At 63.1% G+C, this 16,163-nt stretch carries 13 protein-coding genes; 5 read left to right on the forward strand and 8 right to left on the reverse strand.

Translation table 11 applies throughout. The features are described 5' to 3' along the window. Nucleotides 1-124: 124 nt before the first annotated feature. Entirely contained in the window at nt 125-628 is a 504-nt protein-coding gene (locus tag AC0NIL_RS16115; RefSeq protein WP_275952719.1) for a hypothetical protein, read from the forward strand. Between the two features lie 6 nt (nt 629-634). Here AC0NIL_RS16115 and AC0NIL_RS16120 read toward each other — a convergent pair whose 3' ends face one another. Together AC0NIL_RS16120 and tsaA are read right to left on the reverse strand one after the other, a co-directional pair. Then, entirely contained in the window at nt 635-949 is a 315-nt protein-coding gene (locus AC0NIL_RS16120) for a DUF2293 domain-containing protein (RefSeq protein WP_013530931.1), read from the reverse strand. Then, entirely contained in the window at nt 946-1,482 is a 537-nt protein-coding gene (gene tsaA, locus AC0NIL_RS16125; protein WP_082827436.1) for a tRNA (N6-threonylcarbamoyladenosine(37)-N6)-methyltransferase TrmO, read from the reverse strand. The genes AC0NIL_RS16120 and tsaA overlap by 4 nt, the downstream gene beginning before the upstream one ends. A 122-nt stretch (nt 1,483-1,604) precedes the next feature. Here tsaA and AC0NIL_RS16130 point away from each other — a divergent pair, with 122 nt between their 5' ends. Both AC0NIL_RS16130 and metF read left to right on the forward strand, forming a co-directional pair. Next, nucleotides 1,605-2,627: an ArsR/SmtB family transcription factor gene (locus AC0NIL_RS16130; RefSeq protein WP_024501485.1), complete on the forward strand. Its 1,023-nt coding sequence runs from the start codon at nt 1,605-1,607 to the stop codon at nt 2,625-2,627. Next, nucleotides 2,624-3,541: a methylenetetrahydrofolate reductase [NAD(P)H] gene (gene metF / locus AC0NIL_RS16135; RefSeq protein WP_013530934.1), complete on the forward strand. Its 918-nt coding sequence runs from the start codon at nt 2,624-2,626 to the stop codon at nt 3,539-3,541. Before AC0NIL_RS16130 ends, metF begins: the two co-directional genes overlap by 4 nt. A gap of 438 nt (nt 3,542-3,979) precedes the next feature. Here metF and AC0NIL_RS16140 read toward each other — a convergent pair whose 3' ends face one another. Further along, nucleotides 3,980-4,897, reverse strand: a complete 918-nt coding sequence (locus AC0NIL_RS16140; protein ID WP_275952720.1) for a DMT family transporter — start codon at nt 4,895-4,897, stop codon at nt 3,980-3,982. Between the two features lie 208 nt (nt 4,898-5,105). Between AC0NIL_RS16140 and AC0NIL_RS16145 the strand changes: the two genes are divergently transcribed. Then, the gene (locus AC0NIL_RS16145) at nt 5,106-6,326 is read left to right on the forward strand and encodes an alanine racemase (protein WP_013530936.1); all 1,221 of its coding nucleotides are present in this window, start codon (nt 5,106-5,108) and stop codon (nt 6,324-6,326) included. A gap of 100 nt (nt 6,327-6,426) precedes the next feature. On the opposite strand, the gene AC0NIL_RS16150 is transcribed toward AC0NIL_RS16145, so the two are convergent. Further along, complete coding sequence (locus AC0NIL_RS16150) at nt 6,427-7,608, reverse strand: lytic murein transglycosylase (protein ID WP_127366190.1); 1,182 nt, start codon at nt 7,606-7,608, stop codon at nt 6,427-6,429. A 256-nt stretch (nt 7,609-7,864) separates the two neighbouring features. Continuing rightward, on the reverse strand, nt 7,865-8,665 hold the full coding sequence (locus AC0NIL_RS16155; protein ID WP_275952721.1) for a glycoside hydrolase family 25 protein: 801 nt from the start codon (nt 8,663-8,665) through the stop codon (nt 7,865-7,867). Nucleotides 8,666-8,894: 229 nt separating this feature from the next. Here AC0NIL_RS16155 and AC0NIL_RS16160 point away from each other — a divergent pair, with 229 nt between their 5' ends. Continuing rightward, a complete protein-coding gene (locus tag AC0NIL_RS16160) occupies nt 8,895-10,274 on the forward strand; it encodes a serine hydrolase domain-containing protein (protein ID WP_275952722.1) in 1,380 nt (459 codons plus the stop codon). A gap of 52 nt (nt 10,275-10,326) precedes the next feature. Here the strand turns inward: AC0NIL_RS16160 and AC0NIL_RS16165 are convergent, their stop codons facing one another. The 3 genes from AC0NIL_RS16165 to AC0NIL_RS16175 form a co-directional block, all read right to left on the reverse strand. Beyond that, entirely contained in the window at nt 10,327-11,010 is a 684-nt protein-coding gene (locus AC0NIL_RS16165; protein ID WP_275952723.1) for a class I SAM-dependent methyltransferase, read from the reverse strand. After that, nucleotides 11,007-12,254 (reverse strand): BtaA family protein, encoded by a 1,248-nt coding sequence (locus AC0NIL_RS16170; RefSeq protein WP_275952724.1) that lies wholly within the window; start codon nt 12,252-12,254, stop codon nt 11,007-11,009. The genes AC0NIL_RS16165 and AC0NIL_RS16170 overlap by 4 nt, the downstream gene beginning before the upstream one ends. Before the next feature lie 94 nt (nt 12,255-12,348). Next, on the reverse strand, nt 12,349-15,996 hold the full coding sequence (locus AC0NIL_RS16175) for a hydantoinase B/oxoprolinase family protein (RefSeq protein ID WP_473572046.1): 3,648 nt from the start codon (nt 15,994-15,996) through the stop codon (nt 12,349-12,351). Between the last annotated feature and the right edge of the window lie 167 nt (nt 15,997-16,163).

Consider the following 16,163-nt stretch of genomic DNA (forward strand, 5'->3'; position numbering starts at 1 on the left):
GCTATCGGCGCAGGGCAGAACGCATAGAGCCACCCGCCCGGTGCTGTTCGGCCTCGATGACGATCTCGCCGATACATTGGATCGGAATTGCCTTAGATTGCGCGCTCTGAACGGGAGGGGGAAGATGGGCAGGCTTGGGGCCGTCATAGCAGCCATGACGATGTTCGCCGCCGCGGGCGAAGCCAGCGCCCAGTGCACGCGCGAAGGCGAGGAATTGTGCCAGGGCGGGCAGACCTATCGCTGCGAGAAAACCGGCAGCGAATTGACACCGATCTTCCAGAACCTGCCTTGTGCGGTGAACGTGCCGTCGCTGAGCGGCACCTGGGTCGGCAGCGGCCATCAAAGCCCGGCGGGTGACGCCGGGGCCGACTGGCCGATCGCCATGACCATCAACGATGGCAGCGCGTCGATCGACTATCCGTCACTCGGTTGCGGCGGATCGCTGTCACAGACGTCCAGTGACGGCATTTCGGTGGAATACCACGAGAGCATCACCTACGGTCAGGACAAATGCATCGACGGCGGCAACATCACCGTCAGGTTTTTCAAGGAAAATCTGTCCTGGACCTGGATCGGCCAGGCCGATGGTCAGCCCTATAATGCGGTCGCAGTGCTTAAGCGGAAGTAGCCGTGGTCATTCCTCCTCGTCATCCGCGTCGAGCAGGCGCGTCGCGCGCCAGCGGGTGAGCACGACGTTGGTCTGCTCGATGACGAAGAAACGCGCCGAGTCGCGGTCGTAGCCTTCGCTCAGCAGTTTCTCGTAATCTGTGTGCATGTGGCGGATATGGGCAATCGTCGCCAACCATACGGCGATGCCTGGTGGTAAGGTCTTCATGTGGACCGCGCCGGCGTCGCCGCGGATCTTCTCCATGTCGGCATAGGGTGCCAGCGGCAGAAGTGCTGTCAGCGCCTTGGCGATGGCGCGGCGGCGACCGGTGGGCGCCGTCATCGCCGACCCCCGGGCTCGTCGCGCCCTTCGATGGTCGCCTCCGGTATAGCGTCGGTCGAGGCGAAATAGGGTTTTATGTCGATGACCGGAGTGCCGTCGAGCACGTCGATGGCGTCGAGATCGATGCGGCCGGTGTTCTGGTCGAGCCCGACGAGCCTGGCCACATGCAGCCCGATTGGGTTGGGGCGGGCAGGGGAGCGCAGCGAAAATACGCCTTTTGCTTCGGCCGCATGGCGTGGTTTCTGCACAATCAGGTCCCGCGGCGCGTGATGCAGCCAGGACAGGATGATGACGTGGCTGGCGCGCTCCAGCCCCCGTAAGCCATTTCGGTAGGGCGCGTCGATGGTCAGCACTGCCTTCTGCCCGGTCTCGCGCGCGGCGCGCATGTTCTTCGGGCAGGTTTCGCGCGTCGTCCACGGCGAGGCAATGCGGCCGATGAAGACGATGCCGTCATCCGGCGGCATCAGTGCGGGATCGTTTTCCAGCCTCTGCTCGCCTTCGCGGGCCTCGAACATCTCACGCGGTCCAGTCATGGCCCATGTCTCTTAAAACGCCACACAAGCGGCATTTTCTTGTCCGGAAGCGACATAGCGCTTGCAAGGTTTCGAAAACTGACATAAACATATGTTTATATCTTTTCAAAGAGAGTACGCTGATGCATGTCTCGCTCGACACTATGGTGGATACGTTAAAGGCGGCGGCCGAATCCAGCCGATTGCGCATACTGGCACTTCTGTCGCGCGGTGACCTCACCGTTTCCGATCTTACCGAAATTCTCGGCCAGTCGCAGCCGCGCGTTTCGCGGCACCTGAAGCTGCTTCTGGAGGCAGGGCTGATCGGCCGCTACCAGGAAGGGTCCTGGGCCTTCTTCCGCCTGTCGGATGCGGATTCCGCGCGTGACTTCGTCATGGGCCTGGTTTCCGGCATTCGCGGCGCCGATCCGCAGGTCGAGCGCGATCTTGAGCGCCTGGCCTCGGTCAAGCGCAAGCGGCAGGACCGGGCGGTCGAGTATTTTTCCGTGAATGCGGCAAGCTGGGACCATATCCGCTCGCTTCATGTGCCGGACCGCGCCGTCGAAGCCGCAATGCTGAAACTGGTCGGCAAGCGGCCGTTCCAGTCGATGCTCGATCTCGGCACCGGCACCGGGCGGCTGCTCGAAATCTTCTCGCCGCTCTATCGGCGCGGTGTCGGCATCGACATGTCGCGCGAGATGCTGACCGTGGCGCGCGCCAATCTCGACAAGGCCGGCGTTTCGAACGCGCAGGTTCGGCAGGGCGACATCTTCGCGCCGCCGGTCGAGCGCGATGCCTTCGATCTCGTCACCATCCATCAGGTGCTGCACTATCTCGACGATCCCGCCCGCGCCATCCACGAGGCGGCGCGGCTTTTGCGTCCGGCAGGACGCCTGGTCATCGTCGATTTCGCGCCGCATGCGCTGGAATTCCTGCGCGAGGAGCATGCGCATATGCGGCTCGGCTTTTCCGACCGGCAGATCGCCGACTGGTTTTCGGAAGCCGGCCTCGATCTCGAAGATTCCCAGGAGTTCGAGCCGCGCGGTGGCAATGAGGCGAGGCTCACCGTGAAACTCTGGCTCGGCCGCGATCGGCGCCTGCTGATTGCCGATCCTTCCAACGACACAAGGCAGGCCAAAGCGAACTCGATGGGGGAAATCGCATGAACCAGTTCCGCTTTTCCCGCCGCCCCGACATCGGCGACAAGGTCAGGGTTTCCTTCGAATTCTTCCCGCCGAAGACGGACGAGATGGAAGCGAGGCTGTGGGAGACGGTCACAAGGCTGGAGCCGCTGAAGCCGAAATTCGTCTCGGTGACTTACGGCGCCGGCGGCTCGACACGGGAGCGCACCGCGCGCACTGTAAAGCGCATCTTGACGGAAACCGGTATTCCTGCAGCGGCGCATCTGACCTGCGTCGGGGCAACGCGCGACGAGGTCGATGCGGTCATCCAGGATTACAAATCGATCGGCATCAACCGGTTCGTGGCGCTGCGCGGCGACCCGGCCTCCGGCGTCGGCGAGCCCTACCGGCCGCATCCCGGTGGCTACGAGAATGGCGCGGAACTGGTCGCCGGGCTCAAGACGATCGCGGATTTCGACATCTCCGTCGCGGCTTATCCGGAAAAGCATCCGCAAAGCCCCGATTTCGCCACCGACATCGAGATGCTGAAGCGCAAGGTCGACAATGGCGCGACGCGGGCGATCACCCAGTTCTTCTTCGACAACGATCTCTACGAGCGCTATGTCGAGCGCGTCCGCCGCGCCGGCATCTACATCCCGATCGTGCCGGGCATCCAGCCGGTTCACAGTTTCAAGCAGGTCGCGAACTTTTCCGCGAGGGCGGGCGCGCATGTGCCCGGCTGGCTGGCGGAGCGTTTCGAAGGCCTCGACAAGGACCCGCAGACGCATGCGCTGGTGGCATCGGCGGTGGCAGCCGAACAGGTCATGGACCTTGTCGAGCGCGGTGTCGGCGATTTCCACTTCTACACCATGAACCGCGCCGATCTGGTCTTTGCCATCTGCCATATGATCGGTATTCGCTCGCACGAGGCGGCGGCCGCCGGATCAGCCGCGGCATGAGGTCGGGCTCAACAACAAAAGGCCGGGAAAACCCGGCCTTTTGAATTGGTTGGACTATTTGGGTGCTGGTCTTCCCCGCTTTGGCGGTCAGGGAAGGAAGCCCATAATGAGGGCTCCGATAAAGGCGAACGCAGCACAGATCATCAATGCGTTGATAGGCCTCGTAAGTCCCATGACATAGCCTCCTCTTAAAGAGCTATGTCATGGAGTCTAGGTTCATTTGTGCCACAGGCAAGCGGAAAATGTGCTGCATTGCGACGTGATTGTGAAATCCGCGACATGTCTTTTGCCGTTAGGCTTTGAAACTCCTAGGCAAATACCGACTTCAGACCTGTGAATAAAATGTGGCCGGCTCGTGTCGCTGCCGTGTCATGGCAGCGCTACCGCCGCGAAAGTCGAATTCGACTTTCGCGGCGATGTGGGGGTTCAAAGGACGCGCTAACGTCTTCCAAGGACGCGCCCGTCGATGGTGATGAGGCCGAGCGCGATCAGCACCACCCCGCCGATTTCGAACAGATCCAGCCGCTCGCCTAGGAACAGGAAGCCGAGCAGCATGGCGCTGGCCGGCACAACAAGCGTGACCAGCGAGGCGTTGGTAGCGCCCGCCGAGGCGACGAGGTTGAAATAGAGGATGTAGGCGACGGCTGTGGACAGAAGTGCCAGCGCCAGCACCGCCGCCCATACCGGCGGCGAGGCCGAGAACACGCCGGATGGGCCGTAGGTGAAGAGCACGATCGGGATCATGATGATGGTCGAAGCGGTCAACTGCCCGGTGGCGACGACCGGCGAGGGCACGCCCTTGAAGCGGCGGGCGACCATCAGCGCAATGCCATAGGACAGCGAAGCGCCGATCAGCGCGAATTTGGCCCAGACCGGGCCGCCAAGCCCGGAAAGCAGGCCGGGGCCGATCATGACGGCCGTACCGGCGATGCCGAGCGCAATGCCGGCGAGCTTGTTCCAGGAGAGCTTTTCGTCCGATGTCAGCGTATTGGCGAGAATCAATGTCCAGAACGGCGTCGTGGCGTTGAGCACCGAGGCGACGCCGGCGCCAAGCTCCGTCTGGCCGGCGAAGATCAGCGAAAAGGGCACCACATTGTTGGTGAGCGCCAGCAGGAAGAACAGGCCTGCATGCGGAAGCGCGAGGCGGAAGGACGGGCCGCGCAGGCCGAGATAGATCTGTAGCGCGATCGCGGCGATGGCGACGCGAAACAGCACCAGCACCAGCGGGGGGAGTTCGGCCACCGCGATGCGGGCAAAGAAGAACGAGCCGCCCCAGATCGCGCCGAGCAGCAGGAGCTGCCCCCAGTCCTTGAGCACCATCGGCCCGCGCGGTGCTGATGTCGCGGCTATTGTCATGTGAGTCGCCCTCCCAGACGGCCTGAATGCCAGTCAGTCAGGCAGAAGCCATATCGGACTCAGTGACAAGAGCCACCCGAAACCTGATCGCTGGCAAACGTTGCTGGCAAAGACCTAGCGCCCCAGCGTCAGCCGCACGAGACACAGAATTGTTTTCATTAGCCGCTAGCTTGGATTAATTGTGCGCAGCCGAAGTGAGGATTCGTCCATGCAGCGATTCGAGAATGCCCGCGAGGCGGCACTGGCGCTTCGTCCGGACGATCCGGTCTATTGCTTCCGCCCGCAAGTGCTGATGGCGGATGCCAGGCAGTTCATGGGCATGTTCCCCGGCAAGACCGCCTATGCGGTCAAGACCAATGGCGAGCAGATCGTGCTGAAGACGCTGGTCGAAGCCGGCGTCAAGGCTTTCGACGTCGCTTCGCCGGGCGAGTTCGCTGCCGTGCGTGCCGTTTCCCCCGATGCCGAGATGCTCTACATGCACCCGGTCAAGGCGCAGTCGGACATCAAGCTGGCGCTGGAGAAATACGCCATCCGCGTCATTTCGCTCGATCATGAGGACGAGATCACCAAGCTGACGCGTGTGGTGCGGGCTCTCGACATCGATCCGGGCTCGATCAGCGTGTTCGTGCGGGTGCAGACCAAGGGGCATGCCGCCTACGAACTGTCGAAGAAGTTCGGCGCCGGGCCGGCCTATGCCGTCGAGCTCGCCGAGCGGCTGAACCGCACCGGCTACAAGGTCGGCCTGTGCTTCCATGTCGGCAGCCAGATCGAGGATCCCGATACCTATGAGCGGGCGCTGGCTTCCGCCGACTGGGTGCGCAACCGGCTGACCTTCGATATTGCCGGGCTCGATGTCGGCGGCGGTTTCCCCGCCGAATACGGCCACGATCCTAACCGCAAGCAGATCGAGATGCCGTCGCTTGGCCAGATCATGTCGCGGCTGTCGGGCGATCTGAAGGAGTATCAGTTCGACCAGATGCCGCTGGTGGCTGAGCCCGGCCGGGTGATCGTGGCGCGCTGCCTGTCGTTGATCGTGCGGGTGCTGCTGCGCAAGGGCAAGCGGCTCTACATCAACGACGGCATCTGGGCATCGCTGTCGGATTCATGGACCGGCAAGATCACGCTGCCGGCGCGCTTCATTCCCGACCCGGCGATCCGCTCGCGCAATGGCGAGGAGAAGAACATCGTGCCGTTCAAGGTCTGCGGCGCGACCTGCGATTCCGTCGACATCCTGTCGCGGCCGTTCTGGCTGCCGGAAACGGTCGATACCGGCGACTGGATCGAGATCGGCCATATCGGCGCCTATTCGCTGTCGCTGAGGACCCGCTTCAACGGCTTCTATCCCGACACCTTCGTCGAGGTGACGACGCCGTTCGACGAGGGCGACGCGCCACAGGGGTTTGCCAGTTTGGAGACGATGGCGGATTGAGGGGAATAAGGCAGTAGGGGAATAGGGGAATAGGGGAATAGGGGAATAGGGGAATAGGGGTGGCGGCAGTCACTGCTTCGGGCTAATTTGCCCTACTGCCCTATAATTTTCCCAAAAGCTCCGGCGTCGGCCAGCCATCCACCGGCAAACCTAGCCGCGTCTGCTCCTTGCGGATCGCCTCGCGGGTGTTGGTACCCAAAATGCCGTCGACGGTGCCGACATCGTAGCCCTTGGCTTCCAGCTTGGTCTGCAACGCCTTCATCTGCTCATTGTTGAGACCGGTCTCGGGATTGCGCGGGTCCAGCGGCGGCGCGCCTGCCAGCCGTGCGGCAAGGTTGGCTGCCGTCAGCGCATAGGTGAAGGACTGGTTCCATTCGAGGTAAACGTCGAAATTGTCGTAGGTGAGGAAGGCTGGCCCCTTGCGGCCCATCGGCAGCGCGAGGCCTGCTTTCAGGCCGTTATCGACCAGCGGCGCGCCGCTGGGGTAGGTGACGCCCCATTGCGCCCACTGCGACAGCGGCAGCTTGTTGGTGCGACCGGTCTGATCCCACGGCATGTCTTCGGGCACGCGGACTTCCTGGATCCAGGGCTGGTCGCGTTTCCAGCCGCGCGACAGCACCTTGTTGGCAGTGGTCATGATCACATCAGGCACGCTGCCGCGCAGGTCGATCTTGCCGTCGCCGTCGCCGTCGACGCCGCGTGCCAGATAGTCGGAGGGCAGGATCTGCGTCTGGCCGATCTCGCCGGCCCAGGCGCCCCTGACATCGGCCGGCAGCACGCCGCGATCGATCAGTTCCAGAAGCGGCACCAGCTGTTGCCGGAAGAGCTGCGGCCGGCGGCAATCATGGGAAAGCGTCACCAGGGCGCTCAGCGTGTGGAAGTCGCCCTGCACGGCGCCGAAATCGGTCTCCAGCGCCCAGAAGGCGGCGATGATCGGCGCCTGGACGCCGAACTGCTGGTCGGCGCGGGCGAAGACATCCGCGTATTTCTTTATGTTCGCCGCACCTTGCTTCAGGCGATAGGCCGAGATCATCCGGTTGGAAAACTCGACAAAGGTTTGGGTGAAGACGCCCTGGGCGCGGTCGCGCGCCAACACCTTGTCATCTAAGGTTGCCGCTTCAAGGGCGTCGAGACCCACTGTACCTACGCCGGCCGCCTTGGCTTCCGCGGCGACGCCCTGCTTCCAGGATTCGAAGTCGCCGCCGCATTCCTGCGCCATCGCCGGCAAGGCCGTGGCGCACAGGGTCAGCGCAGCCGCGAGGACTTTGGAACGCAGTCGCATCAGCTTCCTTTCGAAACGAACAGGGGGTCATTTGTTGTGCTCCCCCCGGGAAGCCCAACGCCCTGAATTACCGGCGGTTGCACTCTTTACCGCTGGCTGTGTCGAAAAGCAGGCGGCAGGCCCGGTGTCAACGGTGTTCTGCGGCAGCTTCTCTGCTGGAGTGATTTGATGCAGGGCAGTGCTGCCATCGCACCGGTTCAACGGAAGCTCTGCTGGAGTGATTTGATCCAGGGCGGTGCTGCCGTTGAACCTGACGTCAACGGGTGTTCTGCCGCAGCCATTTGTTCCAAGCGGCTTCGCTGCCGTTGAAGACGTTGATGTCGGACTTGCCGGTCATGCCGGGAACGATGCCGGTTCCGGTGTACTGCCAGAAGGTGAAGGGGTGGCTGCCGTATTTCTCACGCGGATGGCCGGCGACGGAACGCAGCCAGTAGGGATAGCCGCGGAACCCCGACAGCCCGTTGTCGTCGAAGAAGTCGACGGAAGTGTAGATGATCGGCTTCTTGCCGTAATGGCGTTCGACGATTTCGAGGAAGGTGGTCATCTCCGCGCGCACCGTGGCGGCGTCGGGACGCAGCCTGCAGGTCGGCGATTGCGGGTTCCATTCCATATCGAGGACCGGCGGCATCGCCGAGCGATCGACGGGGACGTTGCGGATGAACCAGCGCGCCTGAACGGCAGCCGGGGTGCAGAAATAATAGAAATGATAGGCGGCTCGCGGAATCCCGTTGGCCTTCGTGCGCGCCCAATGCTCGCTGAAATACTCGTCGAAACGGTCGCCGCCCTCGGTCGCCTTGATGAAGGCGAAGGAGATGCCGCTGGCCCTGGCAGCCGGCCAGTCGACCGAGGTCTGGTATTTGGAAACATCGGTGCCGTGGACGGCATAGTTCCACGGCGCGCCGCTCTCCCATTCATGCGGCTTGGAGTCGGCAAAGCGCGGCGCGCGCACGGCAACCGTCGGGCTGCTCGAAACGGATGGCGACAGCGGCGAGAGATCGTCGACGGTCGAGCAAGCACCAAGCAGCGCTAGCATGATCAGGCCCGCAAGACGGCGCATCGCAATTCCCGAGCCGGATTCAGCCGGTCGCTGATGGGTCTCTACACTGATGGCCTGCTTTGTGATCGGGCCCCCTCCGAACGATCGCCCCACAGCATCGCTCAGCATATCCTGTGATCGCCGATCATGGTTGATAATCCGTTGATGGCGCTCGACAAGCAGTGTGATTTGCGGAAGCAATGGCGGCAAATCGATGACATAAGGGTCGGGCAGGGCCCGGAGGAAATAAATGCGGATCGTGGTCAAGATCGTCAAATGGCTGCTTGGCCTGATCGTCCTGGCGGTCGCAGCACTTTTTGCCTGGCTTTATATCGCGCCACCGGAGTTGATCAGGGTCGGCTCGGGCTACTCGGCCAAGATCGTCTGTTCGAACGTTTTTATCGCCGGCCGCGATCCCAATGAGGTGCTGGCCGTCGACGTGCAGGCACCCGGGCATCCCCTGCTGCGGTTAATGCGGGTTTCGGTGGACAAGAACAGGGGAACGGTGTCTGCCGGCCTGTTCGGTTTCCTCGGCAAGAGCGTCGCCGTAGCCCGCGACGGGCTTGGCTGCGCTTCGGTTCCGGACGGCGACGTAGGAAAGGTGCGGCGGACCGCGATCCAAGCGGAGCCGTCCGCAGTCACCATGGGCGACCTGTGGCCGGAAGGCGAACGGGTCGAGGCATCACAGGATCCGGTTGTTGCCAAGCTGCTGGATGATGCGGCGCTGATCGGCACCGGCATGCGCGCGGTGGTGGTGGTCAAGAATGGCCGTGTCGTCGCCGAGCGCTACGGCGATGGCTTTTCCGCCAGGACGCCGCTGCTCGGCTGGTCGATGACCAAAACGGTGAATGCCGCCATCGTCGGTACGTTGGTCAAGGACGGCAAGATGGCTTTCGACAACAAAAACCTGTTCGCGCCGTGGAAGGCGGACGGCCGCGCCGCGATCAGCCTTGCCGACATGATGGCGATGTCGAGCGGGCTGGAGTTCAACGAGGATTATGGCGACGTCGCCGACGTCACGCGCATGCTCTATCTCGAACCTGACATGGCGGGCTTTGCCGAATCCAAGCCGCTGGCTGCAGAGGTCGGCAAACAGTTTTCCTATTCGAGCGGCACGGCGGTGATGCTGTCGCGCCTCTGGCAGGACGCGGTCGGCGACAAGGCCAGGGCGCTGACGTGGCCGCGCACCGCCCTGTTCGAGCCGCTCGGCATGCACAGCGCAGTGTTCGAGACGGACGAGCAGGGCACTTTCGTCGGCTCGTCCTATCTCTACGCGACCGGCCATGACTGGGCGCGCTTCGGCCAGTTCCTGCTGCAAGGCGGGGTGTGGAACGGCAACCAGATCCTGCCAACCGGTTTCGTCGACTGGATGCGCGAGCCGGCATCCGCCTCGAAAGTCTACGGCAAGGGTCAGTTGTGGATCGAGGCCCCGGGCGATGAGGAAAACCCCGGCGCCGGCGTCGCGGCAGGCCTGCCCAAGGACACGTACTGGATGGAAGGCCATGACGGGCAGACGGTTGCCATCATTCCCTCGGAGCAGTTGGTGGTGGTGCGGCTGGGGCTGACGCCTGCCAAGCTTGGCTATCGGCCGCAGACGATGGTGGGGGCGCTGATGAAGGCGCTGCATTAAGGTGCATTGACATTCAGGTGAGGTCGGCCTGCAAATGGCGGTTTCACCTTGGCTAGCTGCGCGGCCCGATAACCGCCAGCCAGGCATAGCCGCGATAAAGCGTGCGGAAACGGAAGCTTGCGCCGGTTCGCCGAGATTCCGATTCCAGCACTTCGCGCAGCGATTCACGAGGCGCGACGTGGAATTTTTTCAGCCAGCCGCGCAGCAGTGTGCGAAACCAGCGCGGCAGGCCTTCCTGCTGGCCGAAATCGACGATGTGCAGCGAACCGTTCGGCGACAGGGCGGCAAGTGCCGCCGATACTGTTTTTTCCCAGCCGGGGATCATCGACAGCGAATAGGACACGAAGACACGGTCGAAGCGTTCGACATCGAAGAGTGCACGGGCATCGAAATCGGTGGCATCGCCCCTAGCCAATATGACGCGACCGGACAGGCCCTCGCGATCGATCGCCTTTCCGGCCGTCTCCAGCATTTCGGCCGAAATATCGAGGCCGAAAAAGCGCGCGTCGGGATAGTGACGGGCGGCGAGGATGACATTGCGGCCGGTGCCGCAGCCGAGTTCCAGCACGGTGCCACCGACAGGCACGTCGAGTCCCGAGATCATTGGGTCGCGGCCGAGCAGGTAGTATTTGCGGGTCAGGTCGTAGATGTGGCGCTGCCAGCGGTAGACGCCGTCCATCAGTTCGGCATGGCCGGCCTTGAATTCGGGGCTGGCCGGCAGCTCGCTGGTGCTCATGCCGCGCGCTTTACGTAGAGGTGGAAGCCGCCATAGATGGCCGAGCGGTCGCGGGCCGAAAATTCCCGCGAAGCCTGGTCCTGATAATCCCATTGGTCGAGCAGCGAACTGGAGACGCGACCCGGCAACAGGCTGGGTTCGGCGGCGGTGCGGAAGATGACGCGGGCGCCGGCCGAAGCCGTGCGGGTGATTTCCGCCCACAGCGCGTTGAGCTGATCGTCGGTCATCCAGTCCTGTGCGTCGAGCAGGACGACGCGGTCGACCGCGGCTGCATCCTTGCCGGCGAGAAACTCGATCAGATTGGCGTGGTGGATGGCGACGCGGCCGACATTGCCGCGGATGGTCTCGTAATTCTGCTTTTCGAGATAGGCGGGCAGGGCGGCCTCGCCGGGGTTCGGATAGCGGCGGGCAAAGGCCTGCCAGGCGAAGTAGTTATTCTCCAGCGGAAAATCGCAAGCGAGTTTTTCCAGCCGGGCTTTCAGCACGCTGGCCATGGTGCCGTCGCCAGAAGTGATCAGCGAATCGTACTGCGCCGGTGGAATGCCGAGGCCGAACAGTGAAGCCTTGCGCGACGTCGCCCATCTCAAAAGCTTGTTGTCGAAGACCGGCGCCAACTCCTCGTTGAAGAAGCGGCGCTGCTCGCCGATGTTCCTGGCCTGCATGATGCCGGCTGGGTCGACGCCGAAGAATTTTCCCGTGCGATGGCCCATGGCGATGAACAGGCCGAGCAGGCCGGTCTGGTAGAAATTGCGGTCGAACACAGTGATCCTACGGCGGCCGCGCCAGTTGCGGCGCTCCCAGTAGTGACGGCTGACAGGATCGAGATGCGGCGCGATGAAACGGTCATACGCTTTCGAATTGTGGCTGGTGTCGGCGGCGCCGAAGAAGCGGAACAGGTCGCCCTGCGATGGCAAATGGCGCACCGCCTCCAGCTTCATGCGGTTCAGCGCGATGTGCGCGGTGTTGAGGTCGACGGCGTCGACCCGGGCCGGCGAGCGCGTGAGGTAGGCCAGGATGTTGCAGCCGCCGGAGGCGATGGTGACGACACGGTGGCCCTGGCCAAGCTGCATCGCCTCCATGTCGACATCGGGGTCTTCCCAGATCTGCGGATAGACGAGGCCGGAGAACAGGAAAGCGAACAGCCGCTCTGAAATGCCGGCCTTCGACAGCGGGCGGTTCTGGTAGACGGCCTTTCCAACTTCCTTGCCGCGGCGAAAAACCAGATCTGCGGAAACGTCCGTCATGGCAAAGTGATTCCCCATTTGCTTTGCCGCAAGCGGGTAGCGCTCGGCGATGACAGATGGATGACAGCAGCCGGCTAGCAGCCCGGGGGCGAGGTCATCGCCGGCCAAATCCCCCCGGCGTCGGCGTCGTCAGGATGACGGCGTCGCCGGCCTGCAACATGGTCTGGTCGCAGGCTTTCAGCAGGTCGATCGTGCCGTCCTTGCGGCGGATCTTGGTCGAGCCGACCTCGCCATCGCCGCCTCCGTCCAGCCCCTTGGGAGGACGGTTGCGGTGCGAGGACAGGATCGCGCATTCCATCTTTTCGAGGAAGCGGATGGTGCGTTTGGTGCCATCGCCGGCGCTCCATCTGCCGTTGCCGCCGGAATTTTCCCGAATGTGGAAATCCTCGAGCAGCACGGGAAAGCGCAGTTCCAGCACTTCGGGATCGGTGAGGCGCGAATTGGTCATGTGGGTGTGGACGCCGGAGGTGCCGGCAAAGCCGCGGCCGGAGTTCATCTGGCCGGCCGGCGAGCCGGAGCAGATCGTCTCGTAGTACTGGTACGTCTTGTTGCCGAAGGTCAGGTTGTTCATCGTGCCTTGGGCGTTGGCCATGGCGCCCATGGCGCCGAACAGCGCGTTGGTGACATGCTGCGAGGTCTCGACATTGCCGGCGACGACGGCGGCGGGGTAGGCGGGTTTCAGCATGCAGCCATCGGGAATGATGATGTTGATGGGCCGCAGGCACCCGGCATTCATCGGGATCATATCCTCGACCATGACGCGGAAGGCGTAGAGCACGGCGGCGCGGGCCACCGGCTCGGGCGCGTTGAAATTGTTCTTCATCACCGGCGAGGTGCCGGTGAAGTCTACCGTCGCCTCGCGCTTTTGCCGGTCGACCGTGATCTTCACCTTGATGATCTGGCCGGTGTCGGTCGGGTATTCGTACTCAGAACTATCCGGCAGCCGCTCCAGCACGCGGCGCACGCTTTCGGCGGCATTGTCCTGGACATGGCCCATATAGGCCTCGACGACATCGAGGCCGAAATGGGTGACCATCTTGCGCAGTTCGGCTACGCCCTTCTCGTTGGCGGCGATCTGCGCCTTGAGGTCGGCGATGTTCTGGTGCGGATTGCGGGCCGGGTAGCGGTGATCGGTGAGCAGCGTTTCCAGCTCCTTCTCGCGGAAGCGGCCACGGTCAACGATGCGGAAATTGTCGAACAGCACGCCTTCCTCGTCGACCGTGGTGGCGAGCGGCGTCATCGAGCCGGGTGCCGTGCCGCCGATATCGGCGTGATGGCCGCGCGAGGCGGCCCAGAACAGGATTCTTTCCTTGGCATCATCGAAGACCGGCGTCACGACAGTGATGTCCGGCAGATGCGTGCCGCCATTGTAGGGTGCGTTGAGGGCAAAGACGTCGCCGGGGTGGATGTCGCCGGAATTCAGCCGGATGATGGTTTCGACCGAGCGGTCCATCGAGCCGAGATGTACCGGCATGTGCGGCGCATTGGCGACCAGCGCGCCGGTACGGTCGAAGACGGCGCAGGAAAAATCCAGCCGTTCCTTGATGTTGACGGAATAGGCGGTGTTCTGCAGCGTGACGCCCATCTGCTCGGCGATCGACATGAAGAGGTTGTTGAAGACCTCCAGCATGACCGGATCGGCCTCGGTGCCGAGCGCTGCCTGCCGGCGCTTTTTCTCGACGCGGCGCAGGAGCACATGGTTCCTGGCGGTGATTTCGGCCAGCCAGCCCGGCTCGATGACGATTGTCTGGTTCGGCTCGATAATCAAGGCAGGTCCCGCAACCCTGTTTCCCGGCTTCAGCGCCTCGCGGCGGAAGATGGGTGAAGTGCGCCACTCTCCCTCGGTGAAGATTTCGCGGGTCTGTGAAGGGCTTACGGCAAGGTCTTCGGTTCGCGATTCAGTTTCGTCGCGCCCAGTGCCGCCGGTGTCGGTGCCTTCGACGCCGACGGTCTCGACGATCATCGGCTTGTCGTCATAGACGAAACCGAACTGCGCCTTGTGGGCGATTTCAAAATCGCGCCTGGCCTGGAAAATCGAATCCGCCTCGAAATTCACCGGCAGTGTCGTGTCGGTGCCGTCGTAGCGAATGTGCAGCACCGGCTTCGTGGCGACCGTATCCTCGCCGATGCCTTGCGCCGCGAGTTCTGCGACAACGGCTTTCCTCAAGATGGCAACGAGGTTGCCGATCTCCGTTCTGGACTCTTCGGCAAGCGGTTTCAGCAGCGCCTGCTGGCGCGAGGCAAAGACCGAGGACAGGCCGATGCCATAGGCCGACAGAAGACCTGAGAAGGGATGGATCAGCACCGCTTCCATGCCGAGCGCATCGGCGACCAGGCAAGCGTGCTGGCCGCCGGCGCCGCCAAAACAGTTCAAGAGATATTCGGTGACGTCGTAGCCGCGCTGCACGGAGATCTTCTTGATGGCATTGGCCATGTTTTCGACGGCGATGGTGACGAAGCCCTCGGCGACAGTCTCGGGCGACCGGCCGTCGCCGATTTCGGCGGCGAGTGCGGTGAATTTTGCCCGTACCGTCTCGACGTCGAGCGGCTCGTCCTGGCCGGGTCCGAAAATGGCCGGGAAGAAATCGGGCTGCAGCTTGCCCAGCATCACATTGGCGTCGGTGACGGCGAGCGGGCCGCCGCGCCGGTAGGCTGCCGGGCCGGGATTGGCGCCTGCGGAATCCGGCCCGGCCCGGAAGCGGCCGGCCTCGTAGTGCAGGATCGAGCCGCCGCCGGCGGCGACGGTATGGATGCGCATCATCGGCGCACGAATGCGCACGCCGGCGACCTCGGTGTCGAAGGCGCGCTCATATTCGCCGTCATAGTGAGCGACGTCGGTCGAGGTGCCGCCCATGTCGAAACCGATGACCTTGTCGAAGCCGGCGAGCCTGGCCGTCTCGACCATGCCGACGACGCCGCCGGCTGGTCCTGACAGCAGTGCGTCCTTGCCCTGGAACATGTCGGCGGCGGTGAGACCGCCCGACGACATCATGAACATCAGGCGGGGAAATTGATCGCTCTCCCCCACAAGGGGGGAGCTTGGCGCCGCACCCAACTCTCCCGCCACCCTTTGCACATAGCGCGACAGGATCGGCGACAAATAGGCGTCGACCACCGCGGTGTCGCCGCGGCCGACCAGCTTGATCAGCGGCGAGACCTCATGGCTGACCGAGACCTGGCTGAAACCGAGTTTGCGGCAGACTTTCGCCACCGCCTTCTCGTGGTCGGGGTATTTCCAGGCGTGCATGAAGACGATGGCGACCGCATCGATGCCATCGGCCCTGGCCTGTTCGATCGCCGGCCGGCAGGCGGCGATATCGAGCAATTGTTCGACGCAGCCATCGGCGCGCACACGCTCGTTGATTTCGATGACGCGCTCGTAGAGCTGTTCGGGAAGGATGATCTCCTTGGCGAAGATGTCCGGGCGCGCCTGGTAGGCGATCTTCAGCGCATCGCGGAAGCCCTTGGTGATGAGCAAAAGCACGCGGTCGCCCTTGCGCTCCAGCAGCGCATTTGTGGCGACCGTGGTGCCCATCTTGATGTCGCCGATCAGGCCGCTCGGGATCGTGTCGCCGGCCGACAAGCCAAGAAGGTCGCGAATGCCCTGGATGGCGGCATCGTTATAGGCTTCGGGATTTTCGGAGAGAAGCTTGCGCGGGTGCAGCCCGCCTTCCGGATCTCGGCCGATGATATCGGTGAATGTGCCGCCACGGTCGATCCAGAAATCCCATTTTTCGGTCATGACAGCCCCTGGCGCTCTTCTGTTCGATCGGTGTTTCGGCACATGCTGTTAGTTCGCTACGGCCTGAGCGGCAATCGCAAATGAACCAGACGATGTTACATGCGGAAACGCAACGTTATGAAACTCATGGCCGGCTGACGCATTTGTCCTTCGACCGCTCACGGCAA

The organism is Mesorhizobium sp. WSM1343, assembly GCF_055901535.1.

Excerpts from the sequence above, each read along its gene's own strand:
- AC0NIL_RS16115 (WP_275952719.1), top strand. The coding sequence starts at position 125 with ATGGGCAGGCTTGGGGCCGTCATAGCAGCCATGACGATGTTCGCCGCC.
- AC0NIL_RS16130 (WP_024501485.1), top strand. The coding sequence starts at position 1,605 with ATGCATGTCTCGCTCGACACTATGGTGGATACGTTAAAGGCGGCGGCC.
- AC0NIL_RS16175 (WP_473572046.1), bottom strand. The coding sequence starts at position 15,996 with ATGACCGAAAAATGGGATTTCTGGATCGACCGTGGCGGCACATTCACC.
- AC0NIL_RS16140 (WP_275952720.1), bottom strand. The coding sequence starts at position 4,897 with ATGACAATAGCCGCGACATCAGCACCGCGCGGGCCGATGGTGCTCAAG.
- metF (WP_013530934.1), top strand. The coding sequence starts at position 2,624 with ATGAACCAGTTCCGCTTTTCCCGCCGCCCCGACATCGGCGACAAGGTC.
- AC0NIL_RS16170 (WP_275952724.1), bottom strand. The coding sequence starts at position 12,254 with ATGACGGACGTTTCCGCAGATCTGGTTTTTCGCCGCGGCAAGGAAGTT.
- AC0NIL_RS16160 (WP_275952722.1), top strand. The coding sequence starts at position 8,895 with ATGCGGATCGTGGTCAAGATCGTCAAATGGCTGCTTGGCCTGATCGTC.
- AC0NIL_RS16155 (WP_275952721.1), bottom strand. The coding sequence starts at position 8,665 with ATGCGCCGTCTTGCGGGCCTGATCATGCTAGCGCTGCTTGGTGCTTGC.
- tsaA (WP_082827436.1), bottom strand. The coding sequence starts at position 1,482 with ATGACTGGACCGCGTGAGATGTTCGAGGCCCGCGAAGGCGAGCAGAGG.
- AC0NIL_RS16145 (WP_013530936.1), top strand. The coding sequence starts at position 5,106 with ATGCAGCGATTCGAGAATGCCCGCGAGGCGGCACTGGCGCTTCGTCCG.
- AC0NIL_RS16165 (WP_275952723.1), bottom strand. The coding sequence starts at position 11,010 with ATGAGCACCAGCGAGCTGCCGGCCAGCCCCGAATTCAAGGCCGGCCAT.
- AC0NIL_RS16150 (WP_127366190.1), bottom strand. The coding sequence starts at position 7,608 with ATGCGACTGCGTTCCAAAGTCCTCGCGGCTGCGCTGACCCTGTGCGCC.
- AC0NIL_RS16120 (WP_013530931.1), bottom strand. The coding sequence starts at position 949 with ATGACGGCGCCCACCGGTCGCCGCCGCGCCATCGCCAAGGCGCTGACA.